The sequence below is a fragment of the Marinobacter sp. genome, assembly GCF_041686475.1.
In the GTDB taxonomy this organism is placed as follows: Bacteria; Pseudomonadota; Gammaproteobacteria; order Pseudomonadales; family Oleiphilaceae; genus Marinobacter.
The window spans coordinates 14,618-40,941 of record NZ_JAWLDU010000027.1 but is presented as its reverse complement, the minus strand read 5'-3'; the positions used below and the strand labels follow the sequence as shown (position 1 = coordinate 40,941).

Sequence of the window (26,324 nt, the reverse complement as noted above, 5' to 3'; positions counted from 1 at the left end):
ACACTGGAAGCCAGCTTGTCTGCGCCCTGTGAGTCGGTACCCAGCTTGATCATCAGGCGCAGGTCGTTGGCCGAGTCCGCGTGGGCCAGTGCGTCTTCGTAGGTAATGGAGCCTTCCGCATAGAGCGTGTAGAGCGCCTGATCAAAGGTTCGCATGCCGCTTTCGTTGGACTTGGACATCAACTCCTTGAGCCGGTGCACCTCGCCCTTGCGAATCAGGTCGGCAACCAGGGGCGTGTTGATCAGAACTTCGATAACCGCTTTACGGCCCTGCCCATCCGGTGTCGGAATCAACTGCTGGGCCACGATGGCCTTGAGGTTCAGCGACAGGTCCATCCAGATCTGGTTGTGCTGTTCGGGCGGGAAGAACTGGATAATCCGGTCCAGCGCCTGGTTGGCGTTGTTGGCGTGCAGTGTGGCCAGACACAGGTGGCCGGTTTCGGCAAACTGTACCGAATATTCCATGGTCTGGCGGGTACGCACCTCCCCGATCAGTATCACGTCCGGCGCCTGGCGCAGGGTGTTCTTCAGCGCCACTTCAAAGCTTTCCGTATCGATGCCCACTTCCCGCTGGGTAACAATGCAACCCTGGTGCTGGTGAACAAATTCGATGGGGTCTTCGATGGAGATGATATGGCCCCGGCTGTTACGGTTTCGGTGCCCCAGCATGGCCGCCAGCGAGGTGGACTTACCGGTGCCGGTGGCGCCCACAAACATGATCAGGCCGCGCTTGGTCATGGCCAAGTCCTTGATGATTTCCGGCAAAGCCAGGTCATCTATCTGAGGAATCTTCACCTCGATCCGCCGCAGCACCATGCCGCAGAGGTTGCGCTGGAAGAAGGCACTGACACGGAAACGACCAATGCCCCTGGCGCTGATGGCAAAGTTGCACTCGTGGCTTTCCTCGAACTCGGCTCGCTGCTTGTCGTTCATGGCGCCGTAGACGAACTCGCGGGTCTGCTCCGGTGTCAGCGCGTTCTTGGTAACGGGTAATACCTTGCCGTTCACCTTCATGGAAGGTGGCACACCGGCTGTTATAAAAAGGTCAGAGCCACCCTTGTCCACCATCAAACGGAGCAGTTTTTCGAATTCCATGATTTTTTTACCTATTTTCTGACTTTCGGTGTCCGGGTGTCGGGCAGGCACTGTTCCAGGGCACGCTGTAAATACGTCCATGTACGCTCGACAAAAACATCCCTGTTTTTGACGTCCCTGGAACAGTGCCTGCCCGACACCCACCGAACAGTGTGCCCAGCCTTCCATTAAACCTAAAAGTTATCCGGCATTTTCGCCTTCATTCGTGCCGCTTCGCGGGAAATGAGACCTTTCTTCAACAGTTTCTCCAGACACTGGTCCAGGGTCGTCATGCCCAGGGAACCACCGGTCTGGATCGCGGAGTACATCTGCGCAATCTTGTCCTCGCGGATCAGGTTACGTATTGCCGAGGTACCAATCATGATTTCGTGGGCTGCAATCCGGCCACCGCCCATTTTCTTCATCAGGGTCTGGGAGATAACCGCCTGCAGGGACTCCGACAACATGGACCGGACCATGGATTTTTCTTCCGCCGGGAATACGTCCACCACGCGGTCGATGGTCTTGGCTGCCGAGGTGGTGTGCAAAGTGCCGAATACCAGGTGACCGGTTTCGGCGGCCGTCAGTGCCAGGCGGATGGTTTCCAGGTCCCGCAGCTCGCCCACCAGGATGATGTCCGGGTCTTCCCGCAGGGCCGAGCGCAGCGCTTCGTTAAAGCCCAGGGTGTCGCGGTGCACTTCGCGCTGGTTGAGCAGGCATTTCTTGGATTCGTGCACGAATTCGATGGGGTCCTCAATGGTGAGGATGTGCTCGTAGCGGCTGTCGTTGATGTAATCGATCATCGCCGCCAGCGTGGTGGACTTACCGGAGCCCGTCGGGCCGGTGACCAGCACCAGACCACGAGGCACGGAGGCGATATCCTTGAAGACCTGCCCCATGCCCAGGTCTTCCATGGTCAGCACTTTGGAGGGGATGGTCCGGAAAACAGCGCCGGCGCCCCGGTTCTGGTTGAACGCGTTGACACGGAAGCGGGCAACCCCCGGGACCTCGAAGGAAAAGTCGGTTTCCAGGAACTCTTCGTAGTCCTTACGCTGCTTGTCGTTCATGATGTCGTAGATCAACCCGTGGACTTCTTTGTGTTCCATGGGCGGAAGGTTGATACGGCGCACATCGCCATCAACACGGATCATCGGAGGGAGGCCGGCCGAAAGGTGCAAGTCTGACGCACCCTGTTTGGCCGAAAAGGCAAGCAGTTCAGTAATATCCATAGGGGTCCTCGGAAGGCATTTTTCTTTTATCCCGGTATGCGCCGGCTTCCGGCAGCAGGCCCCGAACAGCTTCACTTGGCATTTCAGTGACCTGCGGGTAACGTGTCACCGTATCAGTGACAGACCAGAGTCGGCGGATTCGCACTATGAGCAGCATAGCAGACAACATCGGGACCGTAACCCGACGCATACAAAAAGCAACATTGAAGGCTGGCCGCAAGGCGGGGGCAGTGCATCTGCTGGCTGTCAGCAAGAAGCAGCCTTCGGCCAGGCTTCGCACTGCCTATGACGCCGGGCAGCGCGCGTTTGGTGAAAGCTACGTGCAGGAAGCGCTGGACAAGATGGAGGCCCTGGCCGACCTGGAGGCGGTCGAATGGCACTTCATAGGCCCCATACAGTCCAACAAGACCCGCCAGATCGCAGATGCTTTTGACTGGGTTCACAGTGTCGACCGGGTCAAGATTGCCCACCGGCTGGATGAACAGCGCGACAGCAGCCTGCCACCGCTGAACGTGTGTCTTCAGGTGAATATCAACAACGAAGACTCCAAGTCCGGCTGCTCGCTGGACGAACTGACCGAGTTGGCTGATGCCATCGAAGAGATGCCGAACCTCCGTCTCCGGGGGCTGATGGCCATTCCGGACCCGGACCAGCCAGAAGCGGAACTGCGTTCCAGCTTTCGCAAACTGGCCAATGCCCTGAAAAAACTCCGCCAGGAAGCTCCGGCTTCCGGCCCCCTGGACACGCTTTCCATGGGCATGTCCGGGGACCTGGAAATGGCCATCGAAGAGGGCTCCACCTGGGTCAGGGTAGGAACCGCCCTGTTCGGGCCAAGGTAAGCGGAGGCTGATAGCCGCAGATCCTGTTATCATCACCAGCAGATCGACAACTGACCACTAATGATCCAACCGTGGAGTGAACCTTGAGCACATCACCAACGATTTCATTTATCGGTGCCGGCAATATGGCCAGTGCCATTATCGGTGGCATGCTGGACAGCGGCTTCAAGGCCGCCAACATCTGGGTCAGCGCCCCCGACGACAATCACCTGCAATCCGTTCGCAAGCAGTTTGGGGTCAGCGTGACCACGGACAACCGCTATTGCGCCCAGCAGGCGGACATGGTGGTTCTGGCGGTCAAGCCCCAGGTGATGGCTGATGTCTGTTATGACATCGCGCCTGTGGTGCAGAATACCCGCCCGCTGATGGTGTCCATCGCCGCAGGACTGGAAGCATCCACCCTCGACGAATGGCTGGGCGGCGGCCTGCCCCTGGTGCGGGTGATGCCGAATACCCCCTCACTGGTGGGCAAGGGCGCAGCAGGCCTCTACGCCAATGACCAGGTCAAGGACAAGCAGAAGGTCATGGTGGAGTCGGTCTTCAACAGTATCGGTTCGGCCCTTTGGGTAGAAGAGGAATCTTTGCTGCATGCGGTCACCGCACTCTCGGGCAGTGGCCCGGCCTATTTCTTTCTCATGCTGGAAGCTCTTGAGGAAGCCGCGACCGAGGCAGGAATCGCGAGCGATACCGCGCGAACCCTGGCGGTCCAGACCATGGCTGGCGCTGCCGAAATGGCCGGGCGCAGCGAACATGACCCGGGGCAGCTCAAACGCAACGTCATGTCCCCCGGTGGCACCACTGAGCAGGCGATCCATACCTTTGAGGATGGCGGCCTGCGGGACCTGGTGAAGAAAGCGTATTCCGCAGCCTATAAGCGCTCCGGGGAAATGGCCAAAGAACTGGCCAAGAAACAGTAACCGATAACAGGAGACACAGCTTCATGCTGGCTGACATTCTGATCACCATACTGCTCATTGCCTCGACGTTTTACCTGACGATCGTGTTGCTGCGTTTCCTGCTGCAACTGGCAAGGGCCGACTTTTACAATCCGATCTCACAGTTTGCGGTCAAGGCCACCAACCCGCTGCTGCGCCCCCTGCGCCGTTTCATTCCCGGGTGGGGCGGTATTGACGGTGCCGCCCTGGTGCTGGCCGTTATTATCCAGGCCATTACGTTTTTCCTGATCCTGTTCGCCCTGAATAGCGGCGTGCCGAGTATCAACCCGCTGACGCTGCTGAGCTGGTCGATACTCAATGTGCTGGACCTGATCGTCAAGATCTACTTCTGGTCCGTGATTGCCGTAGTCGTGGTCAGCTGGATCGCCCCCCAGAGCAATCATCCGGCCATTCAGCTGGTCGCCCAGATCACCGAGCCGGTGATGCGCCCGGTTCGCAGCGTGATGCCATCACTCGGTGGGCTGGATCTGTCGCCGATTATCGTGTTCCTGATCCTCAACGTGATTTCGGTGGTGATCGATCATATGAAGATCGCCGCAGGCATGGGATCCATTGTGGGAATGTAGATCTCGTCTCAAAAACACATTCCGTTACACATCCGGACAATAAAACAACTTTCCCCTTCAGCTGGTTCATCTCATTGAATCAGCTGCATTTTTCTCTCCGAACCCGTCGCCCTGCTGTACAGACCCGTGACCCGCCTCGCAGTTTTCGCCTGCAGGTGCGGTAACATTAACTATATTTTATCGCAGCTTTGCCGAATCAATAACAGCCAACGCAGTCGCCCGGAAGTCGAGCAGAAGGATGGTCCGATGAACAAGCAAGGTACCCTGTCGCAGCAGGTAGAGGCCTACCATGGCTGGAAGAAGGAGCTGATCAGACAGATCGGCCGATATCGGCTTTGGCTTCAGGACAACAACCTGTTCTCCGACGACGTAAGCAACCGCATCCGCCACGGCCTGGAACTGCTGGTAGAAGACGAGCTCACCATTGCCTTTGTCGGCGAGTATTCCCGCGGCAAGACCGAACTGATCAACGCCCTCTTCTTCTCGGAATATGGTCAGCGCATGCTGCCCTCCCAGGCGGGACGCACGACCATGTGCCCGACCGAGCTGTTTTTCGATCGCACATCCAACAGTAACTACCTGCTTCTGCTCCCCATCGAAACCCGTACCGGCGAACTTTCCCTGCAGCAACTCCGCAAACAGCCCGAGCGCTGGGTCAAACACGACCTTGATGATCGCGACCCGGAAATCATGCGGGAAGTACTGGCGGAAGTAGCACGCGTCAAAAGCGTCACGCCCCAGGAAGCCCGGGGCCTCGGATTCGATGAAGACATGCTGGAGCATGACCGCAACCGTCCCGGAAATGTACTGGTTCCGGCCTGGCGCAACGCCCAGATCAGCATCCGCCACCCGCTGTTTGAGCGCGGGCTGAGAATTCTCGATACTCCCGGCCTCAACGCCCTCGGCTCTGAGCCGGAACTGACCATCAGCATGCTGCCCAGGGCCCATGCCATTATCTTCCTGCTCAGTGCCGACACCGGCGTTACCGCCAGTGACATGACCATCTGGAAGGAGCACATCGACACCGAGCACGCGGACCACCGCGCCGGGCGCTTTGCGGTACTGAACAAGATTGACGTGCTCTGGGACGACCTCCAGGGAGAGAAGCACACCCAGGAAGCCATTGACCGGGTGCGTGGCTACACCGCAGATCACCTCGGCATACGCCAGCAGGATGTGATTCCGCTGTCCGCCAAGCAGGGACTGCTGGCCCGGGTGAAGGGCGATGAAGATCTGCTCGGGCGCTCGAACCTGGCTCTGCTGGAGCAACTGATTATCCAGCGCATCCTGATGCACAAGGAGCAGTTGATCACCCAGAGCCTGATCAACGACATGCTGGGCATGCTGCAGAACAGCCAGGCTGCCATGCAGACCCGGCTCGATGCCCTGGAAGAAGAACTGCAAGCCTGCTCCGGCGTCACCATGGACAAGGATGCGCTGCGACGTCTGGCTGACCGGGCCCAGAAGGATTACGATTTCTATTACAAGAAGCTGATCACCCTGCGCTCCAGCAGACGGTTAATGGATTCCCAGGGCGATATGCTCAAGGGACTGGTCAGCGAAGACCGTTTCGAGGCCCACGCCGGAAAAATCCGCCAGAAAATGTCGAAGAGCTGGACCACCGCCGGCATGAATCACAGCATGGATTATTTTTTCGAATTGCTGGAAAGTGACCTCACCAACCTGCTCAGTGAAGGACACCTTGCTGAAAAGATGGTGGGCGCCATTTATCGCCGTTATAACGAAGACACCCGCGCCCGCCATCTGGAGCCCATCCCGCTGCGTGCGGGACGTCACGTAATCGCAGTACGGGAATTGCGCAAGAAAGCCAGGCGATTCCGTATCAGCCCGAAAAACCTGCTGACGGAACAGTCACTGCTGGTGCGTCGCTTTTTCAACGTCATCGTGGGCGAAGCGCGCACACTGCACCAGCGGGTGAGAGCGGATGTCGAACGCTGGCCCTCGGAAGCGCTGCTGCCCATCATGCAATACTCCATGGAGCAGAAACAGCTGCTGGAACATCAGATCCGCCGGTTGCGGGACATGGTGCGAAGTGATCACGACAGCCGCGCCGAACGGGAACGGCTGCAGAACACCATCACCGACCTTAAACGACAACTGGAACTCGCTGACGCCGTGCAGCGGCAGATCCGCAAGCCTGCTCCAACCCTGATCCAGCAGAAAGTGGTCAACATCTCCGGCGCCTTCTGAGCAGCGCCAGAAACGGCGGTTGCAGCCGCGAAGGCCGGCCTTTAAACTGCTTGGCTGGCAATCAGCCGGCCCTTTCACCGAGCCCACCTTTTCCCGGGTTCACCAGCGCGGCCATTGCCTCGATTTTCTTGCAGCTAATATGGACCGAATCAGGAACCTGTCGCGCCAATGCCCGATCCCTTGCCAACGGATTCTGTAGGGATAGTCACCCCTCAGACACTGCATTTCGACACGCCGATTACGCTGGCGTGCAGCCGGACACTGGAAAGTTATGATCTGGTGATAGAGACCTATGGCGAACTCAACGCCGATGCCAGCAACGCAGTTCTGATCTGTCATGCTCTCAGTGGCCACCATCATGCTGCCGGTTATCATAGCAGTGAAGACCGCAAACCCGGCTGGTGGGACAGCTGTATCGGCCCCGGCAAGCCCATCGATACCAACCGTTTTTTCGTCGTCAGCCTGAACAACCTCGGCGGCTGCCATGGCAGCACAGGGCCGGGCAGCACCAACCCGCAGACCGGCCAGCCCTATGGCCCGGACTTTCCCGTTATCACCGTTCGCGACTGGGTGCACAGCCAGGCCCTGCTGGCTGACCGGCTGGGTATTGAGTGCTGGGCGGCTGTTGTCGGCGGCTCCCTTGGAGGCATGCAGGCGCTCCAGTGGAGCCTGGATTATCCGGATCGACTCCGGCACGCCGTGGTCATTGCCTCAACCCCACGCCTCAGCGCCCAGAACATTGCCTTTAACGAAGTGGCAAGACAGGCCATCACCTCGGACCGGGAATTCCACGCGGGCCGCTACTACCAATACAACACCCTGCCCCGGCGTGGCCTGATGCTGGCAAGGATGGTGGGCCACATTACCTATCTCTCCGATGCCTCCATGGGTGAAAAATTTGGCCGGGAGTTACGGGACCAGGCTTACAAGTTCGGCTACGACGCCGAGTTCCAGGTGGAGAGTTACCTGCGTTACCAGGGCGAGCGCTTTTCGGAGTCATTCGACGCCAACACCTATCTGTTGATGACCAAGGCGCTGGACTATTTCGACCCCGCCTACGAACACGACAACGACCTGGCAAAAGCCCTGCGTGGTGCGTGCTGTGAATTTCTGGTGCTCTCGTTCAGCACCGACTGGCGCTTTACCCCTGCCCGCTCGGAAGAACTGGTGAACGCCATGATCTCGGCACGCTGCAAAGTCAGTTATGCGGAAATTGACGCACCCTGGGGCCACGATGCCTTCCTGATACCCACCCCCAGATACACCGCCATCTTCCAGGCGTATATGGACCGGATAGCGCGGGAGGCCGGGGTATGAGAACCGATCTTAAAATCATCGAACAATGGATCAAACCCGGAAGCCATGTGCTCGACCTGGGCTGCGGCGACGGTACGCTGCTGGACTACCTGCAACGGGAAAAACAGGCCACCGGCTTTGGCCTGGAAATCAACCAGGACCACATCACCACCTGCATGGGCCGCGGCGTATCGGTGATTGAACAGAATCTCGATACCCAGGGGCTGGGCAATTTCGAGGATCACACCTTCGACACGGTCCTGATGACCCAGGCCCTGCAGGCCGTACGCCGGCCGGACATGGTGCTGGACGAAATGCTGCGGGTTGGCCGCGAGGGTGTCGTCACTTTCCCGAATTTCGCCTACTGGAGGCTGCGTTGGTACCTGATGCGCCGCGGTCGTATGCCCGAATCCGAAACTCTGCCGTATAAATGGTACAACACCCCCAACATTCACCTGTGCACCTTCAAGGATTTCGAGGCCTTGTGTTACCGCAAAGGCTTCCGCATCCTTACCCGTACGGTGGTGGATGGTGAGCATCAGGATCGCTGGCTTAGCCGCCTGTGGCCTAATATGTTGGGACAGATCGCCATTTACCGCATAACCCGGGAGGATTCATGAACAAGCGTATTCGCACACAATGCTTTGCCTTTCTGTCACTGATCTGCATGGCTGCGTTTTCCGGCCAGAGCCACGCCGGTTCGAAAGATTTTGGTGAATACCAGGTACACTGGAGTGTACTTCCCAGCACCTTCCTGGCACCAGAAGTCGCCCGGGAGAACAACCTCAACCGCAGCAAAAGTATCGGTATTGTCAACATTTCCATCATGAAGGAAACCGAGGACGGCAGGCTGGAGCCGGTATCAGGGCAGGTGGAAGGCAAGGCACTGAACGATGTGCAGCAGGCGAAGTTTCTGGGCTTTCGCCGCATACAGGAAGGCGATGCCGTCTACTTCATTGCGGAATACCAGTACAGCGATGCCGAGATGATGACCTTCCAGATCACCGCAAGGCCGACAGGCGGCAAGCAGGATCTGCCCATTCGTTTCACCCACACGCTGTTTAATGACTGATGACCAAAACCGATGACCGACTGGTTATTGCCAGTAACAACAAGGGCAAGATCGCCGAGCTGGCCGAGCTTCTCAAGCCCCTGGGATTGAGTCCGATAGCGCAGGGCGATCTAGGGGTTGGAGAAGCCGAAGAACCGGCCGTCACCTTTGTGGAAAACGCCATTCTCAAGGCCCGACATGCCGCCCGCATTACCGGCCTGCCGGCGCTGGCGGATGATTCCGGGCTTGCGGTTGACGCACTCGGCGGTGAACCGGGCGTACGCTCGGCGCGCTATGCCGGCGAACCCGCCAGTGATGAAGCCAACGTGCGGGCACTGCTGTCGGCTCTGGAAGGGATACCGGAGAACCAACGCACGGCCCAGTTTCACTGCGTTCTGGTTTACCTGCGTCATGCCGATGATCCGACCCCGGTAATCTGCCACGGCCGCTGGCCCGGTCATATTCTGGAACACCCCAGGGGGGATGGCGGGTTCGGCTATGACCCGGTATTTCTGGTGCCGGAAACCGGAACCAGCGCCGCTGAAATGTCCCGTGAAGACAAAGGCAGAATCAGCCACCGTGGCAGAGCGCTGGCCCAGTTACTCGAACAGCTGGGTGCCGGAGCGGAGTGACCATGGCCCTGCCTGATATCTGGCGGAACAGCCCGTTACCCCCGTTAAGCCTGTACATTCATGTTCCCTGGTGCGTGAAGAAGTGCCCTTATTGCGACTTCAATTCCCACGCCCTGACCGGCGAGATTCCCGAAGACCGTTACCTTGAGGCCATCATGGAGGACCTTGGCGGTGACCTGTTGCTGGTTCAGGGCCGGAGTATTCAGACCGTTTTCATCGGTGGTGGCACACCGTCACTGATGTCCCCGGGCTTCTATGAAAGACTGTTCCAGCGCCTGAGTGAACATCTGTGTTTTGTCGATGATGCCGAAATCACCCTGGAGGCCAATCCCGGAACGGTTGAGCAAGACCGGTTTCAGGGTTTCCGGGCGGCAGGCATAAACCGCCTGTCCATCGGCATCCAGAGTTTCAACCCACAGCGTTTGAAAGCGCTCGGGCGCATCCACGATGACAAGTCGGCACACAGAGCCGTCGAAGCAGCCCGAAATGCCGGCTTCGGCAATTTCAATCTCGACCTGATGCATGGACTGCCCGGGCAGACACCAGAGCAGGCCATTGCCGACCTGGAAGCTGCCCTGGCGTGGGAGCCCCCTCACCTGTCCTGGTACCAGCTGACCCTGGAGCCCAATACCGAGTTCTTCAGTCGCCCACCAGCTCTGCCGGACGAAGATCACCTGTGGGAGATCTATCGCCGAGGCTCTGAGTATCTGCATCAACAGGGTTTTACGGATTACGAAGTGTCGGCCTGGAACCGCCCGGGCATGGCGTCCCGCCATAACCTGAATTACTGGATGTTTGGCGACTATCTGGCGCTTGGCGCCGGAGCCCACGGAAAAATCACGCTGCGTAACGGGGAAATGCGGCGTTTCTGGAAAACCCGGCAACCCGACGCCTACCTGAACCGGATCGGTAGCCGCACGGCTGGCAGCCAGGACATCGAAACTGACGAGCGCGCCCTGGAATTCCTGATGAATGCCCTGCGCCTGACGTCGGGGGTGCCGGAAAACCTGTTCAGAGAACGTACAGGTTTACCCCTGAGCACAGTTGCGGTAAAACTTGAGCAGCTAAGAACAGAAAACCTGCTGGAACCGGGACGAATACAGACCACGGAACTCGGTCAGCGATACCTGAACAGCTTGCTGGAGCGCTTCCTCTGATGCCATTGCCGCGCCTTCTGACCCTGCTTCCCAAAAGGCTCAACCTGAGCCTTTTGGCAACAGTGGCACTTTTGCTTATTCTGGCTCTGGTCAATCAGCCACTGCAGACCGGCTCGGCGCCCCAGGGCATTGTCAGCTTCCAGATGGCGACCACGGCGGAGCAGTCCATGGCCATTATCCGCAGCTGGCGACAGGATGGCCTGCTATGGGCCCATATTTCGCTTTGGCTGGATTTTCTCTTCGTTCCTGCTTACCTGTTCACGCTGATTTTCCTGACCAACCACCTGACCCGCGACCGTCCCGGCGTGCGGGAGCGCAACGTTGCACGCTGGGTCAAGGCCCTGTTTGTGGCTGCCGGCGCCGCCGACATGGGAGAAAACATCCTGTTACTGAACAACATGGATCCACCCACGGATGTGATCAGTCTTTCCGCGACCATCTGCGCGCTTATCAAGTTTACCGGCCTGATGCTGGGCGCCGCCGGCTTGGTGATTATCCGCGCCGCCAGGCGCCGTCCGATGGCCCACGGATAAGGCCCGTAGCAGCGGTTTCTAGTTGGTGCGATAGAACACCAGGTCACGGACCCCGTGCCCCAGATTCTCTCCACGTTTCTCGAACTTGGTAATCGGGCGATCCTCAGGGCGAGGGGAATACTGGCCCGGCTCCCGGGTGTTGGCGAAACCCTCTGACTCACTCATGATTTCCATCATGTATTCCGCATAATTCTCCCAGTCTGTCGCCAGGTGCAGAATGCCGCCCACCCGGAGCTTGTGGCGCAGGCGCTGGACAAAATCATGCTGTATCAGCCGGCGCTTGTGATGACGTTTCTTGTGCCAGGGGTCGGGGAAAAACACCATAACCCGGTCCAGTGCGGCATCCGGCAGGCACAGGTCGATCACGTCGTTGGCATCGATGGCGTAAATCCGGATGTTCTCCAGCCCCCTGTCTTCAATTTCCTTCAACAGGGCGCCAACACCCGGAAGATGCACCTCGACACCGATAAAGTCCTGCTCTGGCGCTGCCTCTGCCATGTCTGCCAGGGACTTGCCCATGCCAAATCCGATTTCCAGGTTCAACATGTTGTCACGCCCGAATACCTGGCGCGGGTCGATCATACCCTGCTCACGGGTCAGGCCGTATTTGGGCCAGCTGCGGTCGTAAGCCTTCTTCTGGCCTTCCGTCATTCGCCCCTGGCGCAGCACAAAACTGCGTACGCCCCGGCGTGTGGTAACAGGTGAATCGCCGGAAACATCATTGTGATCGGTCATCTGACGTCCTCAACCGCTTTTTCGCGGCTCATTTTCAATGGGTTATATCGACAGTTTACCAGAGTGACTTGCTTCAGACGCCACTATACAGCCAGCTTCCTGCGGTCGTCAGCCCCTTGCGGCGTCCCACCCGCTCATACGGAAACCTGCGCGTTACGCGTCTGTTGCCGGTCCAGCTTGCGATAGCCCAGGGCTTCCACCAGATGGCCGTTACCAATACTTTCCCGACCTTCCAGGTCAGCGAGGGTTCGCGCCACGCGCAGAATCCGGTGTAAGGCCCGGGCCGAGAGGCCCAGCCGCTCCATGGCCGAAGACAACATGGATTCGCCGGCTGCGTCCACACGGCAGTAGTCATGGAGCTCGCTACCACCGAGGGCAGAGTTCACTGCACCTCGTTGAAGCTGCCGTTGCCGGGCCCGGTTGACCCGCGCTCGAACAACCTCGCTGGACTCGCCACCCCCTTCCCGCTGCATCAGTACTTCGCCACTCTGTGCCGGCACCTCCACATGAAGGTCAAAGCGGTCCAGCAGGGGCCCGGAAATTTTTGCCCGATAACGGAGCACCTGTTGTGGCGTACACTGGCACTCAATCGACGGATGCCCGAGGTAACCACAGGGGCAGGGATTCATCGCCGCTACTACCTGAAACCGGGCAGGAAATGTCACCTGCCTCGCGGCGCGGCTGATGGCAATTTCACCGGACTCCATGGGCTCTCTCAGAACTTCCAGCACCCGCCTTCCAAACTCCGGAAGTTCGTCGAGAAACAGTACGCCGCGATGGGCCAGTGAGATTTCGCCAGGCCGCGGGCTACTGCCACCGCCAACCATGGCCACGGATGAGGCAGTATGATGGGGCGAGCGATAGGGTGGAAGGCACCAGTCGCCATCCTGAACCGGCAGGCCGGCCACAGAGTGAATGCTGGCCACCTCAAGGGCAGATTCCGTGGTCAATGGTGGCAGAATTCCGGGCAGGCGGCTGGCAAGCATGCTTTTACCCGTGCCTGGCGGCCCGAACATCAGCAGGTTGTGCCCGCCGGCGGCGGCAATCTCCAATGCTCTGCGCGGTACGTTCTGGCCACGCACATCCGCCAGATCCGGGCCAGGCCGGACGTTTTCATCCGGTATCCCCGCCGGCACCGGCGAGATACGGGCACGCTCACACAGATGTTCGCACACCGTCAGCAGGTGGCCTGCCGGTAATACGTCGTCCTGACTGGCTAGTGCCGCTTCGGCGGCGTTTTCCTGGGGGATAAGCAGCTGTCGCCCTTCCTTGCGTGCAGCCAATACAGCTGGGAGCACACCTTTAAGTGGGCGCAACGCACCGTCAAGAGACAACTCTCCCACACACTCGTATTGCCGGAGACTCTCTGCCGGGATCTGTCCGGATGCAGCCAGGATGCCCAGTGCTATGGGCAGATCGAAGCGGCCACCTTCCTTGGGCAGATCAGCGGGCGCGAGATTGATGGTGATCCTACGTGCGGGAAAGTCGAACCCGGCATTGAGCAGGGCGCTGCGGACGCGCTCCCGGCTTTCACGAACACCGGTTTCCGGCAACCCGACGATGGAAAGTGCCGGCAGCCCCCCGGACAAATGGACTTCAACGGTAACGGACGGAGCGGATACGCCAATGCTGGCGCGGGTGTGCACTATGGCAAACATGACGACCTTCCATGGTTATGGACTTTAGCGGCTCAGCCGCCAGACGGGCTTCCTGCCCGTCAGTGATTGCTGGATTGCTGTTCCAGTTCGGCCACGCGCTTTTCCAGCGCTTCAACCTTTTCGCGGGTTTTCATCAGCACCGCCTGCTGGGCATCAAACTCTTCGCGAGTTACCAGCTCCAGCCGCGACAACACTGTCATGACCGTTGCCCGTGCCTGTGCTTCGAAATCTTCACGGGCCGCCCGGGCCATATCGGGTACAAACTGGCCAAACTGTCCCTGAAGCTGGGAAAAGAAATCCTGAGGACCTTTCACATATCACCTCGCTGGTTTGAACTCTCTTGGGCTGTCTGGAATTCGGCCCGGAAACGGACCCGGTACCAGGGTCGGAAGTGTAACACATTGCCTACCCTGCCATACTGTACCCTATCAGCGGTATAATGCTGCTGTAGCTGACTTTAATGATCGCACCCGACTTGTGCACCATTATGGTTCGCCGCAGGCACAGTTGCTCAAAAATGGGGCGCAACAACGGTCCATTTTGGACCAGCACATACTCAGACTGTTGATATTATTACTATTTTTTGCGTTGGCACACCCGATGCTAAAAGCCTTGTACGCAATCCGCACAATTGGTGTGCGAGGTGGCAGCATCCCGACCTCAACAACGGGCCAGAGAGCTCCAGATGTTGAGACGGCTTTACCAAGGAGAAAGCAATGAAACTTGTGACAGCGATCATCAAGCCTTTCAAGTTGGATGATGTCCGTGAGGCACTATCCGAGATTGGCGTACAAGGCGTTACGGTCACTGAAGTCAAAGGCTTCGGTCGCCAGAAAGGCCACACCGAACTCTACCGCGGTGCAGAATACGTGGTGGATTTTCTGCCCAAGGTCAAGGTTGAAGTTGCTATTGGCGACAACCTGCTGGACCAGGTTATCGAATCCATCACCAAGGCGGCCAACACCGGCAAAATTGGCGACGGAAAAATTTTCGTGACCGAACTGGCACAGGCTATCCGGATTCGAACCGGGGAAACCGGCGAAGAAGCGGTCTGATCACAGACTGATCAACCAGACAGCCAACGCAAAAAACTTATAACCTGAAAAGCCTCGTGCGGAGGGCTTCACATGGAAAGCAATCTTAATTATATTTTTGAACTCCAGTATGCGCTGGATACCTTCTACTTCCTGATTTGCGGTGCCCTGGTCATGTGGATGGCCGCGGGTTTCTCGATGCTCGAAGCAGGCCTGGTGCGTGCCAAGAACACCACCGAAATCCTGACCAAAAACGTCTCCCTGTTTGCTATTGCCTGCACCATGTACCTGGTTGTCGGTTACGACATCATGTACGACGGCGGCCTGTTCCTCAGCGGTGTTACCACCGTTGCACAAATGGATGATGCAGCCGTTGCCAGCATCATTGCTGCTTCTACCGATTCCGGTTTTGGCGACATGGGTGAGTACAGCGGTGCTTCCGACTTCTTCTTCCAGGTGGTATTCGTTGCAACCGCCATGTCCATCGTCTCCGGTGCCGTGGCTGAGCGCATGAAGCTCTGGGCCTTCCTGGCCTTTGCCGTTGTCATGTGTGGCTTCATCTACCCGATGCAGGGTTCATGGACCTGGAACGGTGATGCTGTCTTCGGCATGTACGAGCTCAGCTACAGCGACTATGCCGGTTCCGGTATCGTGCACATGGCTGGTGCTGCTGCGGCCCTGGCCGGTGTAATCCTGCTGGGTGCCCGTAAAGGCAAGTACGGCGCAGACGGCCAGATCAAGGCTTTCCCGGGTGCAAACCTGCCGCTGGCAACCCTCGGCATGTTCATACTGTGGATGGGCTGGTTCGGCTTTAACGGTGGCTCCACCCTGAAGCTGGGCGGCATCGGTGTTGCCAACGAAGTTGCCAACGTTTTCCTGAACACCAACGCAGCCGCTTCCGGTGGCCTGATCGCAGCACTGATTGTCGCTCGCATCATGTTCGGCAAGGCGGACCTGACCATGGCCCTGAACGGCGCTCTGGCCGGCCTGGTAGCCATTACTGCCGAGCCTGCGGATCCTTCGCCTCTGCTGGCCACCATCATCGGCGCTATCGGCGGCATCATCGTGGTGTTCTCGATCGTCACCCTCGACAAGATGCGTATCGATGATCCTGTCGGTGCCATCTCGGTGCACGGTGTGGTTGGTATCTGGGGTATCTTCGCGGTACTTCTGTCCGACGCGGATGCGACCTTCATGGGTCAGCTGGTCGGCATGCTTACCATCTTCATCTGGGTCTTCGTAGCCAGCCTGATTGTCTGGGGCATCCTCAAGGCAGTCATGGGTATCCGGGTTACCGAAGAGGAAGAGTACGAAGGTGTGGATCTGTCCGAGTGTGGTATGGAAGCCTATCCGGAGTTTGTCAGCAGCAAATAACAGCCACTGACACTGGATCGAAAGAGGGGCGCCCGCGGGCGCCCCTCTTTTTTGTCAGCTATCTCTCACTCGACATTACCTCATCCTCCAACGCATCCACCATAAACTGCGGCATCGCCAACGCCCCGCGGTGAATATCAGCGTTGTAGTACCGGGTCACAAATGGTCGTTGATCGGCATCTTCCTCTCGAAAATACACCACCGGCTTTTCCTTCCCTGCTATGGTGCAACTCCACCACCCGGTGGGATAGACCGGCTGCGGGAACGGCAGGGTGCGCACATGATCAAACCCGGCCTTTTTCATGTCGTCGTGGATGGTCTTGATGATGGTGTTGGTATGCAGCAGCGGTGATTCGCTCTGCTGCACGATGATGCCGCCATTACGAAGGGCAATCATGCAGTCGCGGTAGAAATCCAGCGCGAACAGGCCTTCAGCGGGGCCGACCGGGTCGGTGCTGTCGATGATGATGACGTCGAGGCTTTCCGGCACCGCGTCCCGGATCCACTGGATGCCGTCACCGAAGAAAAAGTTGGCGCGTGGGTCGGTGTTGGATTCGCACAGTTCCGGGAAATATTGTTCCGAGTTGCGGGTGACGCGCTCGTCGATTTCCACCTGCCAGGCTTCTTCCACACCCGGGTGTTTTAGGACTTCTTTCAGCGTACCGCAATCGCCGCCGCCCACGATGACAATTTTCTTCGGATCCTTGTGGGTGAACAGCGCCGGGTGAGTCATCATTTCGTGGTAAAGGAAGTTGTCACGGCTGGTGAGCATCACGCAGCCGTCCAGCACCATCAGGTTGCCGAAGGTTTCGGTTTCCCAGATTTCCAGCTTCTGGAACTGGGTCTGTTCTTCATGCAGCTTCTTTTTCACCTGCAGGGAAAATGCGGTTCCCTGATCCTGGAATACCTCGGTAAACCAGCCGTCGTTCAGTTCAGTCATTTCGTGTCTCCGGAGTTACTTGTCGAGCCTGTTCGTATTGATCGTATTGTAAGTGGCCAGTCCGTTCACCTAAAGGACTATCACCCGCTACGGCCATGGTTTTTCCGGCAGGGTTCTTTCAGCAGGCCGGTGGAATCCATACAATGGCGACCATAAGCTGGCACGTTGCCGGCTCCGGATTCAGCACAGGAAAGCCCGATGAATGAACCGACCGGCAGTACCGCCCACAAGGTGTACAACATTGCCCATTGGAGCGATGGTTATATCGACGTGAATGCCCGCGGCGAGGTACTGATCCGACCGGACCGGGGACACAGCGGCGAGGATATCAACCTGCCCGACCTCACCCGGTCGCTGGTGAGCAACGGGGTGCAGTTGCCGGTGCTGATCCGCTTCACGGACATTCTCCACGACCGGGTCAACAAACTGTGCAGTGCCTTTAACAGGGTAGCCCGGGAGCAGGGTTATCAGGGCGCCTACACAGCGGTCTATCCCATCAAGGTCAACCAGCAGCGGCGTGTGGTTGAGGAACTGCTGCGCGCAGAGCCGGCTGCCAGTGACAACCAGATCGGCCTGGAGGCGGGCAGCAAACCTGAGCTGATGGCGGTTCTGGCGCTTTCGCAACAGCCGGGGTCGGTGATTATCTGTAACGGCTATAAAGACCGGGAGTACATCCGCCTGGCGCTGATCGGCCAGAAACTGGGACACCGGGTGTTCATCGTGGTGGAGAAGCAGTCCGAGCTGCCTCTGATCCTGGAGCAGGCCCGTCGCCTCGGAGTAACGCCGTTGATTGGCGTGCGCGCGAGGCTGGCCACCATCGGCAAGGGAAACTGGCAGAATACCGGGGGCGAAAAATCGAAATTCGGCCTGTCCGCCAGCCAGGTGCTGGATGTGGTCGAAACCCTGCGTCACGCCGGCGCCCTGGAATCCCTGCAATTGCTGCACTTCCACCTGGGCTCGCAGATTGCCAATATCCGCGACATCCAGACCGGGCTGCGGGAGTGCGCACGTTTCTACAGCGAATTGCGCCAGATGGGTGCGCCGGTAGGCACGGTGGATATCGGCGGTGGCCTCGGAGTCGACTACGAAGGCACCCGTTCCCGCAGCAGCTGCTCCATGAACTACAGCGTGCATGAGTACGCCTACAACGTAGTTCATATACTGCAGGCCGAATGCGACCGTGCAGACATTCCCCATCCCAACCTGATCAGCGAATCCGGCCGTGCGCTGACGGCGCATCATTCGGTGCTGGTCACCAACGTGATCGACCGGGAGGTGCCCGACAAGCGTCAGCCGGAGCAACCCGTCAGCGATGCACCCGCGCCGCTGCTGGATCTTTGGCGGGACCTGGAAAGCCTCAGAGACGAGAAGTCGCCCCGCTCGCTAGCAGAAATCTACCATGATGTGCTCCACGCCATGGCGGACGTACACACCCAGTTTGCCCATGGCCTGCTGTCACTGGCTGACCGCGCACGGGCTGAAACCCTCTATACCATCTGCTGCCGTGCACTGCGTGACCAGTTGAACTCGGCCAACCGCGCCCACCGGGAAATTATCGACGAGCTCAATGAAAAGCTGGCTGAGAAGCTGTTTGTGAATTTTTCCCTGTTCCAGTCGCTGCCGGATGTGTGGGGTATCGACCAGATATTCCCTATCATGCCCATTAATGGCCTGAACCGACCCCTGAACCGTCGCGCGGTTATCCAGGACATTACCTGCGATTCGGATGGCCGGATCGACCGATATGTGGACGGCCAGGGTATCGAGACCACCTTTCCCCTGCCGGAAGAAAGCCCGGAGGAACCCATGCTGATGGGCTTTTTCATGACCGGCGCCTACCAGGAAATTCTCGGCGACATGCACAATCTTTTCGGCGATACCCACTCGGTGGATGTCCGCCGTAACAGCGGCGGGGGCCATACCGTAAGCGAGCCGATCCACGGCGATACCGTGGCCAGGGTACTGCAGTACGTAAACTTCGAACCTGCCGCCCTGCTGCGAGCCTACCAGCAGAAGTTTGCGCACAGCGGCTTGCCGGACGAGGAACAGGCCAGCCTGCTGGCAGAGCTCGGCAGCGGACTGAACGGCTATACCTACCTGGAGGAATAGAAACAGCGCTGCACTCAAACAAAAATCACAAAAAAGCTACTCAGGTTGATCCGGCCGCCTGGTCGTTCCGTACAAGATATGACTGACAAACCCGGGGCGAGTGCATACAATGATGAACGGAACAATTGCAAGTCATGCGACAGTCAAGGAGCGTCCGGTGACCACACTGGATCAGAAACCGGCACGGGCCGAGGGCCGCAAGGACCCCTGGAGCCAGATGCTCGAGAAGGTGGGAAAGAGCCAGGATCGACAGGCTTACCATGCCCTGTTCGAGCATTTCGGCCCACAGATCAAGTACTACGCCATGGCGAACGGCCTGGCGAGTCATGCCGAAGAGCTCGTCCAGGAAGTATTCGTTTCCATCTGGCGCCGCTCCTGTCTTTATGACTGGCGCAAGGCGGCCGCGTCTACCTGGATTTTCACCATCGCTCGTAACCAGCGCATCGACATGCTTCGGAAGATGAAGCGCACCAGTGCGGAAATGCCGGTCGAGACAGAAGACCTGTGGCAGATCCCCGGCGAGAACGACGATGAGCCGGTAACTTCGCTGCACCGCCTGATGTCAGAGCGCAGGGTCAGAGAGTCTCTGAGCCATCTGCCAGAAGAACAGATCACCGTTATTGCCAAGGTTTACATGGAAAGCAAGTCACACCAGATGGTGGCCGACGAGCTTAATATCCCGTTGGGTACCGTAAAAAGCCGGGTTCGTCTGGCGTTGAACAAACTGAAAGTGATTTTGCAGGACCAGAACGTATGACACGGCATCATCCAGACACACTTACCCTGATGGAATACAGCGCTGGCAATCTCAGCGAGCCCCACGCGCTGTGTATTCGCCTTCACCTGGACCAGTGCCCTCACTGCCGCAGCCGTGTTGACACGCTCGACAGCCTGGGCGCGGTGATGATGGAAAGCCAGCCCCAGGTGGGCGTTTCATCGGACATGTTCGACTCCATACTGTCGCGCATTGACAGTGAGCCGGACATGACCGAAAAGTACATCGATACACGGGCCAAACGCGTGAGCCCGCTGCAGAAGCTGTTGGGTGAAAGCCTCGACGATCTGCCGTGGAAGCGTCAGCTTGGTGACGTCAGCGTACTGGATATCAGCGAAAGGTTTCCCGGCCAGAGCGAGCAGGTTGTCTTGCAGAAACTGGCTGCCGGCGGCAAAGCACCAGCCCATACTCACCGTGGTGACGAGACTACCATTGTGCTCCAGGGTGCATTTGCTGACCAGAAAGGCGTTTTCAACCAGTGGGACTTCGTCGTGCTGAACCAGGAAGACGAACACAAGCCTGTCGCCGTCGGCTGCGAAGACTGCATTACGCTGTCGGTATTGAGCGCGCCGCTCAAGCTCACGGGCACCTTCACCCGGTTACTGAATCCCTTCATTCGCTGAGACGGCTTGCCGTCTCAGCACCTTTCCCATCACCATGGAATGGCGGAACCATCCCAGCTCAGGAAGGTTCCGTTATCGTTTTCCGTCAGGGCCTCTGCCACATCCAGTATATTTTCTGCAGTTTCTCCGGGCTCGTGAACCTTGAGTTGCGCCAACGAACGTGCAAAAGGTTTGCTCAGAGGCGACATTGTAGTGCCTGGATGCACAGCCACACACGCCAGAGGGCGATATTTCCGGGGCAATTCAATGGAAAGATTGCGCACCAGCATGTTCAGCGCTGCCTTCGAGCTTCGGTAGGCGTACCAGCCGCCGAATCCATTATCGCTGATAGAGCCGACCTTGGCAGAAACCGCGAGTATACGTTTGAAACGCCGATGACGAAGCCAGGGAGAGATGGCCTGCACCAGCATTGCGAAACCGGTGGCGTTCACGGCAAACGAGTGAGCAAATGCCTGTGCATCCAAGTCCTCCAGCCGCTTTTCCGGGGTCATCCCGGGTCCGTGCAGGATCCCGGCCGCATAAATCACCATGTCCAGTCCCGTCGTTTCCGGCAACAGCTCCCTGAGCTGTCCGGCCACCCCAACCGCGCTTTCTGTCGCGGCGGCGTCCCAGGGGATCAGCATGACCCGGCCAGCATACTCCTGGCGGAAATCAGCCGACGATGGATCGCGACACAGCCCCACGATCGTCAGCTCCGGATCCTGTTCTAACAGCTGCTCGGCGAGGGCGTGGCCAATGGCGCCTGTGATACCGGCAATCAGCACCTGCTTCATAATTTCTCCCGTACTGCGGGGCATGCCCGTTGATTGAATGAACCCATCGAAGTAATACGAAAATATTCACCATCAGACCCACGTTTCAGGTGAACCACAGATTAAAACGGGCGTATGAATAGGAGCGTTGACACCACTTGCTGCATTTAGGAGAGACTTCCATGCAATACCAGGCTCCGGCGAATGACCTTCGCTTCCTACTGTTTGATGTCCTTGGCGTGGACAAGCTCCATGAACTGGAAAAGTACGCAGACGCCACACCGGATCTTATTTCGGCGGTGATCGATGAGGCCGGCAAGCTGGCGGCAGAAGTCATCCAGCCCACCAACCAGGTCGGAGACCGACAGGGTTGCCAGTACAACCCGGAAACCCACGACGTCACTACACCCGACGGTTTTCGTGAGGCCTACACCCGGTTCGTCGAGGGCGGCTGGACCGCACTGGATGCACCGCTGCAATACGGCGGTCAGGGCCTGCCCCATACCCTGAAGTTTGTAGTGGATGAGATGGTATGCTCCACCAACCTGTCCCTGGGTATGTATCCGGGTCTCACCCATGGTGCCATCAGTGCACTCTATGCCCACGGCTCCGAGGAACTGAAGGACACCTACCTGGAAAAGCTCATTTCCGGCGAGTGGACCGGCACCATGTGCCTGACCGAACCCCAGTGCGGCACCGACCTGGGCCTGATCCGAACCCGCGCCACCCCTAACGACGACGGTTCCTATGCTATCGAAGGCACCAAGATCTGGATTACCGGTGGTGAGCACGATCTGGTGGACAATATCGTTCATCTGGTATTGGCCAAGCTCCCCGGCGCGCCAGACACCACCAAGGGTATATCCCTGTTCGCGGTACCCAAGGTGCTGCCGGATTCCGGCGAGCGCAACCCGGCCTTCTGCGGTGGCCTGGAACACAAGATGGGCATCAAGGGTTCTGCCACCTGCGTGATGAACTTCGAGGGTGCCAAAGGCTGGCTGGTAGGCGAACCCAACGACGGCATGCGTGCCATGTTTACCATGATGAACGAGGCCCGTCTGATGGTGGGTATGCAGGGCCTGGGCCTGGCCGAGATGGCTTACCAGGAAAGCCTGGGATTCGCCCGCGAGCGCCTGCAGAGCCGATCACTGAGCGGCCCCAAGAACCCTGACGGCCCGGCAGACCCGATCATCGTGCACCCGGACGTTCGCCGCATGCTGATGCGCCAGAAGGTGCTGAACGAAGGTATGCGCGCCCTGGCACTGTTTACCGGCCACAAGCTGGACCTGTCCGTGGCTCACGGTGACGAGTCCGTTCGGGAATCCGCAGACGATCTGGTCCAGTTGCTGACCCCGGTGGTGAAATCCTTCCTCACCGACGAAGGCTTCAACAACGCCAACACCGGCCTGCAGGTGCTGGGCGGTTCCGGCTTCACCACCGACTGGCCACTGGAGCAGCTGGTGCGGGATGGCCGAATCGCCCGCATTTATGAGGGCACCAATGGCATCCAGGCAATGGACCTTGTGGGTCGCAAGCTCAGCCTCAAGGGCGGGCGGCTTGTGCGCACCCTGTTTGCAGAACTGACCACTTACCTGAAGGAAAACCCGGAAGCGCCACACCAGGAAGCGCTGAAGGGTGCAGTCAAGTCACTGGAATCTGCCACGATGTGGATCGCCAGCAATGCTCCCAAGGATCCGGAGCAGGCAGGTGCAGCGGCTACACCCTATCTGCGCCTGATGGCCCTGACTGTAATTGCCTATCTCTGGTCCCGTATGGCCGGAACGGCACAGGCACAACTGGATGCAGGCGAAGGCAACAAGCCGCTGCTGGAAGGAAAACTGGTCTCCGCCCAATTCTACTTCGAGAAGCTGTTGCCGGAGATCCAGTGGCTGCAACAGGACATCGAGAGTGGCAAAGACTCGCTCATGGCCTTCGGGGACGACCACTGGTCTGCCTGAACCGACTCTCAAGGTGATCGCTTACAGGCCACGCTCTCGCGTGGCCTTTTTGCATCCGGCGATTAGAGACAGCCGGCAGGGCTAGGTTACAATCGTGACTTTTGTGCGGAGATGCAGCATGACGGATGACGATTTCCACTTCCGCTTCGGAGGTATCGAGCGGCTTTATGGTCGCAGGGCCCTGGAGCGCTTCCGTTACGCCCACATCGCCATCGTCGGCCTGGGTGGTGTCGGCTCATGGGCCGCCGAGGCCCTAGCCCGTTCCGGCATCGGCACGCTGACACTGATTGATCTGGACGACATCTGCGTTTCCAACACCAATCGCCAGCTCCACGCTCTAACCGGCCAGTATGGCCGCACCAAGACGGACGCCATGGCCGAACGCCTGCGGGATATCAATCCGTCGGCCGATATCCGTGTGCACTTCGGGTTTCTGAACACCAGAAATGTCGGTGAACTCATCACCCCGGAGATGTCAGGAGTGGTTGACGCGATTGACAGTGTCAAGGCAAAGGCATCGCTGATTGCCCACTGCCAGCGACGGAAGATTCCCCTGGTGTGTGCCGGCGGCGCCGGCGGCCAGATGGACCCGACCCAGATCCGCGTCAGCGATCTCAGCAAAACCACCCAGGATCCGCTGCTCGCCAAGGTTCGCAACCTGTTGAGGCGTGAGCATGGTTTTTCACGCAACCCGAAGCGGCGCTTCGGAATTGAAGCCGTGTACTCCCTTGAGCAGCTCACGTATCCTGCAGGGGACGGCGAGGTTTGCCTGCAGAAGCCGGCCACAGAGGGCCCTGTGAGGCTGGATTGCGCGTCAGGATTCGGCGCCGCCAGCCCGGTTACCGCCAGTTTCGGTTTTTTTGCAGCGGCCAGGCTACTGGCAAAGCTGGCGCGCAAGGCGGAACCGGAGAACGCAGCAACCCCCTCGGCCGGACAACAGAACTAGCCCCTTGACTCAACGGAACTGACTCCACTATGACCGTCAGCACTGTCTTTCTACTTGCATGTATCGGTGTGCTTTCCCTGTTCTGCCAATGGCTTGCCTGGCGCGTTCGCATGCCGGCGATCCTGTTTCTGCTGGCCGGTGGTATCGCGGCAGGCCCTTTACTCGGCTTCCTCAACCCGGAAGAAGTTTTTGGCGATCTGTTGTTCCCGGTCATCTCCCTGGCGGTGGCTATTATCCTGTTCGAGGGCAGCCTGACCCTGCGCTACGAGGAGATTCGTGGCCACGGCAAGATGGTTCGCAACCTGATACCCGTCGGCTCCATCGTCACCTGTTTTATCGGCACTCTGGCGGCACGCTGGATTCTGGATGTGTCCTGGGAGGTAGCGCTGCTGTTCGGCGCCATTTCGATCGTTACCGGCCCGACGGTTATCGCCCCTCTGCTGAGGTCGGTGCGGCCAGACGCCAAACTCGCCAACATCCTGCGCTGGGAAGGCATCATCATTGACCCGGTAGGTGCCCTGCTGGCGGTTCTGGTGTTTGAAGGCATCGTATCCTGGGGCCAGGGTAATGTGTTCGGTCATTCCCTGTATATCTTCGGGAAAACCCTGGCCGTGGGTTTAATGCTTGGCGCAGTAGCGGGCTGGCTTAACGGCATAGCCCTGCGCAAGCATCTGCTACCCCAGTACCTGCACAATGCGGGCACCCTGACGTTCATGCTCGGAGTCTACGCGCTGTCCAACGAACTGGCCCATGAGTCCGGCCTGCTGACGGTGACCGTAATGGGCATCTGGATGGCCAACATGAAACAGGTGCCCATCGACGCCATTCTGGAATTCAAGGAATCCCTGAGTGTGCTGCTGATATCCGCCCTCTTCATTATCCTGGCCGCACGGGTCGAGTTTGCAGCCATTGCCGAACTTGGCTGGGGCCTGGTCGCCGTGCTGGCACTGCTGATGCTGGTGGCTCGCCCCTTAAGCATATTCCTGTCTGCCATCGGCACCAGCCTCAACTGGCGGGACAAGCTGTTCCTGAGCTGGATCGCCCCCAGGGGCATCGTGGCTGCCGCTGTTTCAGCGCTGTTTGCCTTCCAGTTGCAGAACCTGGGCTACGAGAGTGCCGGCGCGCTGGTGCCCTTGGTGTTCATGTTAATCATTGCCACCGTCACCCTGCAGAGCCTCACCGCACGACCGCTGGCCAAGCTGCTCAAAGTGGCAGAACCGGCGGAGTATGGTTTCCTGATTCTGGGCGCCAATCCGGTGGCTCGGAAAATCGGCGTGGCGCTGAAAAAACTGGGGGTGCCGGTCACCCTGGCAGATACCAACTGGGAAAACGTCAAGCAGGCGCGGATGGAGGAACTGCAGGTGTATTTTGGCAACCCGGTGTCCGAGCACGCCTCCACCCATCTTGACCTGACGGGCATTGGCAATCTGCTGGTGATATCCCCCTACAAACACATGAACTCGCTGGCGACTTATCACTTCCTGGACTGGTTCGGCAAGGATTCGGTGCTGACACTGGCGGAAGGGGACCAGGATCAGAAGGCGAGGCATCAGACGGCCGAGAAAATCCAGATGACCCGGGGCCTGTTTGGCGGCGTGAGCTATGCCAAGCTCGCCAGCCTGGCCAGCCAGGGGTATTCGGTGAAAACCACCCAGCTCAGTGAAGAATTCACGTTTAACGACTTCCTGGAAAAGTACGATCGCCAGGCCCTGGTGCTGTTTGTTCTGGACCATCGCGAACACATCACGCCAGTGAAACGCATGGATAACATCAAGCCTGAAAAAGACTGGACCCTGGTCAGCCTGGTACCGCCCCAGGCCAGAAAGGAACGCAAGGAGCGGGATACCGGTGAAGCCCCCCAGCCCGCTCCTGCCTGA

General features: G+C 58.6%; 25 protein-coding genes. 18 read left to right on the top strand and 7 right to left on the bottom strand.

Features of this window, described 5'->3' with window-relative positions:
* Both ACESMB_RS08390 and ACESMB_RS08385 read right to left on the bottom strand, forming a co-directional pair.
* Positions 1 to 1,094 (bottom strand): PilT/PilU family type 4a pilus ATPase (locus tag ACESMB_RS08390; RefSeq protein ID WP_372971310.1); only part of this gene is annotated, 1,094 nt, incomplete at its 3' end.
* A gap of 173 nt (positions 1,095 to 1,267) precedes the next feature.
* The gene (locus ACESMB_RS08385) at positions 1,268 to 2,302 is read right to left on the bottom strand and encodes a type IV pilus twitching motility protein PilT (protein ID WP_007154266.1); all 1,035 of its coding nucleotides are present in this window, start codon (positions 2,300 to 2,302) and stop codon (positions 1,268 to 1,270) included.
* A gap of 146 nt (positions 2,303 to 2,448) precedes the next feature.
* Between ACESMB_RS08385 and ACESMB_RS08380 the strand changes: the two genes are divergently transcribed.
* The 10 genes from ACESMB_RS08380 (at position 2,449) to ACESMB_RS08335 (ending at position 11,543) form a co-directional block, all read left to right on the top strand.
* The gene (locus ACESMB_RS08380; protein WP_372925879.1) at positions 2,449 to 3,141 is read left to right on the top strand and encodes a YggS family pyridoxal phosphate-dependent enzyme; all 693 of its coding nucleotides are present in this window, start codon (positions 2,449 to 2,451) and stop codon (positions 3,139 to 3,141) included.
* A gap of 83 nt (positions 3,142 to 3,224) precedes the next feature.
* Complete coding sequence (gene proC, locus ACESMB_RS08375; RefSeq protein ID WP_372925880.1) at positions 3,225 to 4,058, top strand: pyrroline-5-carboxylate reductase; 834 nt, start codon at positions 3,225 to 3,227, stop codon at positions 4,056 to 4,058.
* A gap of 23 nt (positions 4,059 to 4,081) precedes the next feature.
* Positions 4,082 to 4,663 carry a YggT family protein gene (locus ACESMB_RS08370; protein WP_372925881.1) on the top strand — a complete coding sequence of 194 codons (582 nt, stop codon included), beginning with the start codon at positions 4,082 to 4,084 and terminating at the stop codon, positions 4,661 to 4,663.
* A gap of 246 nt (positions 4,664 to 4,909) precedes the next feature.
* A complete protein-coding gene (locus tag ACESMB_RS08365; RefSeq protein ID WP_372971309.1) occupies positions 4,910 to 6,874 on the top strand; it encodes a dynamin family protein in 1,965 nt (654 codons plus the stop codon).
* A 168-nt stretch (positions 6,875 to 7,042) separates the two neighbouring features.
* On the top strand, positions 7,043 to 8,191 hold the full coding sequence (locus tag ACESMB_RS08360) for a homoserine O-succinyltransferase MetX (protein WP_372925883.1): 1,149 nt from the start codon (positions 7,043 to 7,045) through the stop codon (positions 8,189 to 8,191).
* The gene (metW, locus tag ACESMB_RS08355) at positions 8,188 to 8,790 is read left to right on the top strand and encodes a methionine biosynthesis protein MetW (RefSeq protein ID WP_372925884.1); all 603 of its coding nucleotides are present in this window, start codon (positions 8,188 to 8,190) and stop codon (positions 8,788 to 8,790) included. Before ACESMB_RS08360 ends, metW begins: the two co-directional genes overlap by 4 nt.
* Positions 8,787 to 9,242 carry a DUF4426 domain-containing protein gene (locus ACESMB_RS08350; protein WP_372925885.1) on the top strand — a complete coding sequence of 152 codons (456 nt, stop codon included), beginning with the start codon at positions 8,787 to 8,789 and terminating at the stop codon, positions 9,240 to 9,242. The genes metW and ACESMB_RS08350 overlap by 4 nt, the downstream gene beginning before the upstream one ends.
* On the top strand, positions 9,242 to 9,853 hold the full coding sequence (gene rdgB, locus ACESMB_RS08345) for an RdgB/HAM1 family non-canonical purine NTP pyrophosphatase (RefSeq protein WP_372925886.1): 612 nt from the start codon (positions 9,242 to 9,244) through the stop codon (positions 9,851 to 9,853). The genes ACESMB_RS08350 and rdgB overlap by 1 nt, the downstream gene beginning before the upstream one ends.
* Positions 9,854 to 9,855: 2 nt before the next feature.
* Positions 9,856 to 11,010: a radical SAM family heme chaperone HemW gene (gene hemW / locus ACESMB_RS08340; RefSeq protein ID WP_372925887.1), complete on the top strand. Its 1,155-nt coding sequence runs from the start codon at positions 9,856 to 9,858 to the stop codon at positions 11,008 to 11,010.
* On the top strand, positions 11,010 to 11,543 hold the full coding sequence (locus ACESMB_RS08335; RefSeq protein WP_372971308.1) for a hypothetical protein: 534 nt from the start codon (positions 11,010 to 11,012) through the stop codon (positions 11,541 to 11,543). The genes hemW and ACESMB_RS08335 overlap by 1 nt, the downstream gene beginning before the upstream one ends.
* Positions 11,544 to 11,561: 18 nt before the next feature.
* On the opposite strand, the gene trmB is transcribed toward ACESMB_RS08335, so the two are convergent.
* The 3 genes from trmB to ACESMB_RS08320 all read right to left on the bottom strand — a co-directional run bounded on the left by trmB (position 11,562) and on the right by ACESMB_RS08320 (position 14,250).
* Positions 11,562 to 12,278: a tRNA (guanosine(46)-N7)-methyltransferase TrmB gene (gene trmB / locus ACESMB_RS08330; protein ID WP_372925889.1), complete on the bottom strand. Its 717-nt coding sequence runs from the start codon at positions 12,276 to 12,278 to the stop codon at positions 11,562 to 11,564.
* Between the two features lie 134 nt (positions 12,279 to 12,412).
* Entirely contained in the window at positions 12,413 to 13,936 is a 1,524-nt protein-coding gene (locus tag ACESMB_RS08325) for a YifB family Mg chelatase-like AAA ATPase (RefSeq protein WP_372925890.1), read from the bottom strand.
* Between the two features lie 59 nt (positions 13,937 to 13,995).
* A complete protein-coding gene (locus ACESMB_RS08320) occupies positions 13,996 to 14,250 on the bottom strand; it encodes an accessory factor UbiK family protein (RefSeq protein ID WP_372925891.1) in 255 nt (84 codons plus the stop codon).
* Between the two features lie 402 nt (positions 14,251 to 14,652).
* Between ACESMB_RS08320 and glnK the strand changes: the two genes are divergently transcribed.
* Together glnK and ACESMB_RS08310 are read left to right on the top strand one after the other, a co-directional pair.
* Positions 14,653 to 14,991, top strand: a complete 339-nt coding sequence (gene glnK / locus ACESMB_RS08315; RefSeq protein WP_008173268.1) for a P-II family nitrogen regulator — start codon at positions 14,653 to 14,655, stop codon at positions 14,989 to 14,991.
* A 72-nt stretch (positions 14,992 to 15,063) separates the two neighbouring features.
* Positions 15,064 to 16,344: an ammonium transporter gene (locus ACESMB_RS08310; RefSeq protein WP_372925892.1), complete on the top strand. Its 1,281-nt coding sequence runs from the start codon at positions 15,064 to 15,066 to the stop codon at positions 16,342 to 16,344.
* 58 nt (positions 16,345 to 16,402) lie between these two features.
* Here the strand turns inward: ACESMB_RS08310 and speE are convergent, their stop codons facing one another.
* Positions 16,403 to 17,284, bottom strand: coding sequence for a polyamine aminopropyltransferase (speE, locus tag ACESMB_RS08305; RefSeq protein ID WP_372971307.1), 882 nt, complete (start codon positions 17,282 to 17,284; stop codon positions 16,403 to 16,405).
* Between the two features lie 198 nt (positions 17,285 to 17,482).
* Here speE and speA point away from each other — a divergent pair, with 198 nt between their 5' ends.
* The 3 genes from speA (at position 17,483) to ACESMB_RS08290 (ending at position 20,791) form a co-directional block, all read left to right on the top strand.
* The gene (gene speA, locus ACESMB_RS08300; protein ID WP_372925894.1) at positions 17,483 to 19,393 is read left to right on the top strand and encodes a biosynthetic arginine decarboxylase; all 1,911 of its coding nucleotides are present in this window, start codon (positions 17,483 to 17,485) and stop codon (positions 19,391 to 19,393) included.
* Positions 19,394 to 19,550: 157 nt separating this feature from the next.
* Entirely contained in the window at positions 19,551 to 20,150 is a 600-nt protein-coding gene (locus ACESMB_RS08295; RefSeq protein ID WP_372925895.1) for a sigma-70 family RNA polymerase sigma factor, read from the top strand.
* The gene (locus ACESMB_RS08290) at positions 20,147 to 20,791 is read left to right on the top strand and encodes a ChrR family anti-sigma-E factor (RefSeq protein WP_372925896.1); all 645 of its coding nucleotides are present in this window, start codon (positions 20,147 to 20,149) and stop codon (positions 20,789 to 20,791) included. The genes ACESMB_RS08295 and ACESMB_RS08290 overlap by 4 nt, the downstream gene beginning before the upstream one ends.
* Positions 20,792 to 20,820: 29 nt before the next feature.
* On the opposite strand, the gene ACESMB_RS08285 is transcribed toward ACESMB_RS08290, so the two are convergent.
* Positions 20,821 to 21,564, bottom strand: a complete 744-nt coding sequence (locus ACESMB_RS08285) for an SDR family NAD(P)-dependent oxidoreductase (RefSeq protein WP_372925897.1) — start codon at positions 21,562 to 21,564, stop codon at positions 20,821 to 20,823.
* 161 nt (positions 21,565 to 21,725) lie between these two features.
* Between ACESMB_RS08285 and ACESMB_RS08280 the strand changes: the two genes are divergently transcribed.
* The 3 genes from ACESMB_RS08280 (at position 21,726) to ACESMB_RS08270 (ending at position 26,324) form a co-directional block, all read left to right on the top strand.
* Positions 21,726 to 23,501 carry an acyl-CoA dehydrogenase C-terminal domain-containing protein gene (locus ACESMB_RS08280; protein ID WP_372925898.1) on the top strand — a complete coding sequence of 592 codons (1,776 nt, stop codon included), beginning with the start codon at positions 21,726 to 21,728 and terminating at the stop codon, positions 23,499 to 23,501.
* A 118-nt stretch (positions 23,502 to 23,619) separates the two neighbouring features.
* A complete protein-coding gene (gene tcdA / locus ACESMB_RS08275) occupies positions 23,620 to 24,447 on the top strand; it encodes a tRNA cyclic N6-threonylcarbamoyladenosine(37) synthase TcdA (protein ID WP_372971306.1) in 828 nt (275 codons plus the stop codon).
* A 29-nt stretch (positions 24,448 to 24,476) separates the two neighbouring features.
* Positions 24,477 to 26,324, top strand: a complete 1,848-nt coding sequence (locus ACESMB_RS08270) for a cation:proton antiporter (RefSeq protein WP_372971305.1) — start codon at positions 24,477 to 24,479, stop codon at positions 26,322 to 26,324.

Coding starts and splice junctions, on each gene's coding strand:
- ACESMB_RS08385 (WP_007154266.1), bottom strand. CDS start 2,302: ATGGATATTACTGAACTGCTTGCCTTTTCGGCCAAACAGGGTGCGTCA.
- ACESMB_RS08380 (WP_372925879.1), top strand. CDS start 2,449: ATGAGCAGCATAGCAGACAACATCGGGACCGTAACCCGACGCATACAA.
- ACESMB_RS08370 (WP_372925881.1), top strand. CDS start 4,082: ATGCTGGCTGACATTCTGATCACCATACTGCTCATTGCCTCGACGTTT.
- ACESMB_RS08365 (WP_372971309.1), top strand. CDS start 4,910: ATGAACAAGCAAGGTACCCTGTCGCAGCAGGTAGAGGCCTACCATGGC.
- ACESMB_RS08360 (WP_372925883.1), top strand. CDS start 7,043: ATGCCCGATCCCTTGCCAACGGATTCTGTAGGGATAGTCACCCCTCAG.
- metW (WP_372925884.1), top strand. CDS start 8,188: ATGAGAACCGATCTTAAAATCATCGAACAATGGATCAAACCCGGAAGC.
- ACESMB_RS08350 (WP_372925885.1), top strand. CDS start 8,787: ATGAACAAGCGTATTCGCACACAATGCTTTGCCTTTCTGTCACTGATC.
- rdgB (WP_372925886.1), top strand. CDS start 9,242: ATGACCAAAACCGATGACCGACTGGTTATTGCCAGTAACAACAAGGGC.
- hemW (WP_372925887.1), top strand. CDS start 9,856: ATGGCCCTGCCTGATATCTGGCGGAACAGCCCGTTACCCCCGTTAAGC.
- ACESMB_RS08335 (WP_372971308.1), top strand. CDS start 11,010: ATGCCATTGCCGCGCCTTCTGACCCTGCTTCCCAAAAGGCTCAACCTG.
- trmB (WP_372925889.1), bottom strand. CDS start 12,278: ATGACCGATCACAATGATGTTTCCGGCGATTCACCTGTTACCACACGC.
- ACESMB_RS08325 (WP_372925890.1), bottom strand. CDS start 13,936: ATGTTTGCCATAGTGCACACCCGCGCCAGCATTGGCGTATCCGCTCCG.
- glnK (WP_008173268.1), top strand. CDS start 14,653: ATGAAACTTGTGACAGCGATCATCAAGCCTTTCAAGTTGGATGATGTC.
- ACESMB_RS08310 (WP_372925892.1), top strand. CDS start 15,064: ATGGAAAGCAATCTTAATTATATTTTTGAACTCCAGTATGCGCTGGAT.
- speE (WP_372971307.1), bottom strand. CDS start 17,284: ATGACTGAACTGAACGACGGCTGGTTTACCGAGGTATTCCAGGATCAG.
- speA (WP_372925894.1), top strand. CDS start 17,483: ATGAATGAACCGACCGGCAGTACCGCCCACAAGGTGTACAACATTGCC.
- ACESMB_RS08290 (WP_372925896.1), top strand. CDS start 20,147: ATGACACGGCATCATCCAGACACACTTACCCTGATGGAATACAGCGCT.
- ACESMB_RS08285 (WP_372925897.1), bottom strand. CDS start 21,564: ATGAAGCAGGTGCTGATTGCCGGTATCACAGGCGCCATTGGCCACGCC.
- ACESMB_RS08280 (WP_372925898.1), top strand. CDS start 21,726: ATGCAATACCAGGCTCCGGCGAATGACCTTCGCTTCCTACTGTTTGAT.
- tcdA (WP_372971306.1), top strand. CDS start 23,620: ATGACGGATGACGATTTCCACTTCCGCTTCGGAGGTATCGAGCGGCTT.
- ACESMB_RS08270 (WP_372971305.1), top strand. CDS start 24,477: ATGACCGTCAGCACTGTCTTTCTACTTGCATGTATCGGTGTGCTTTCC.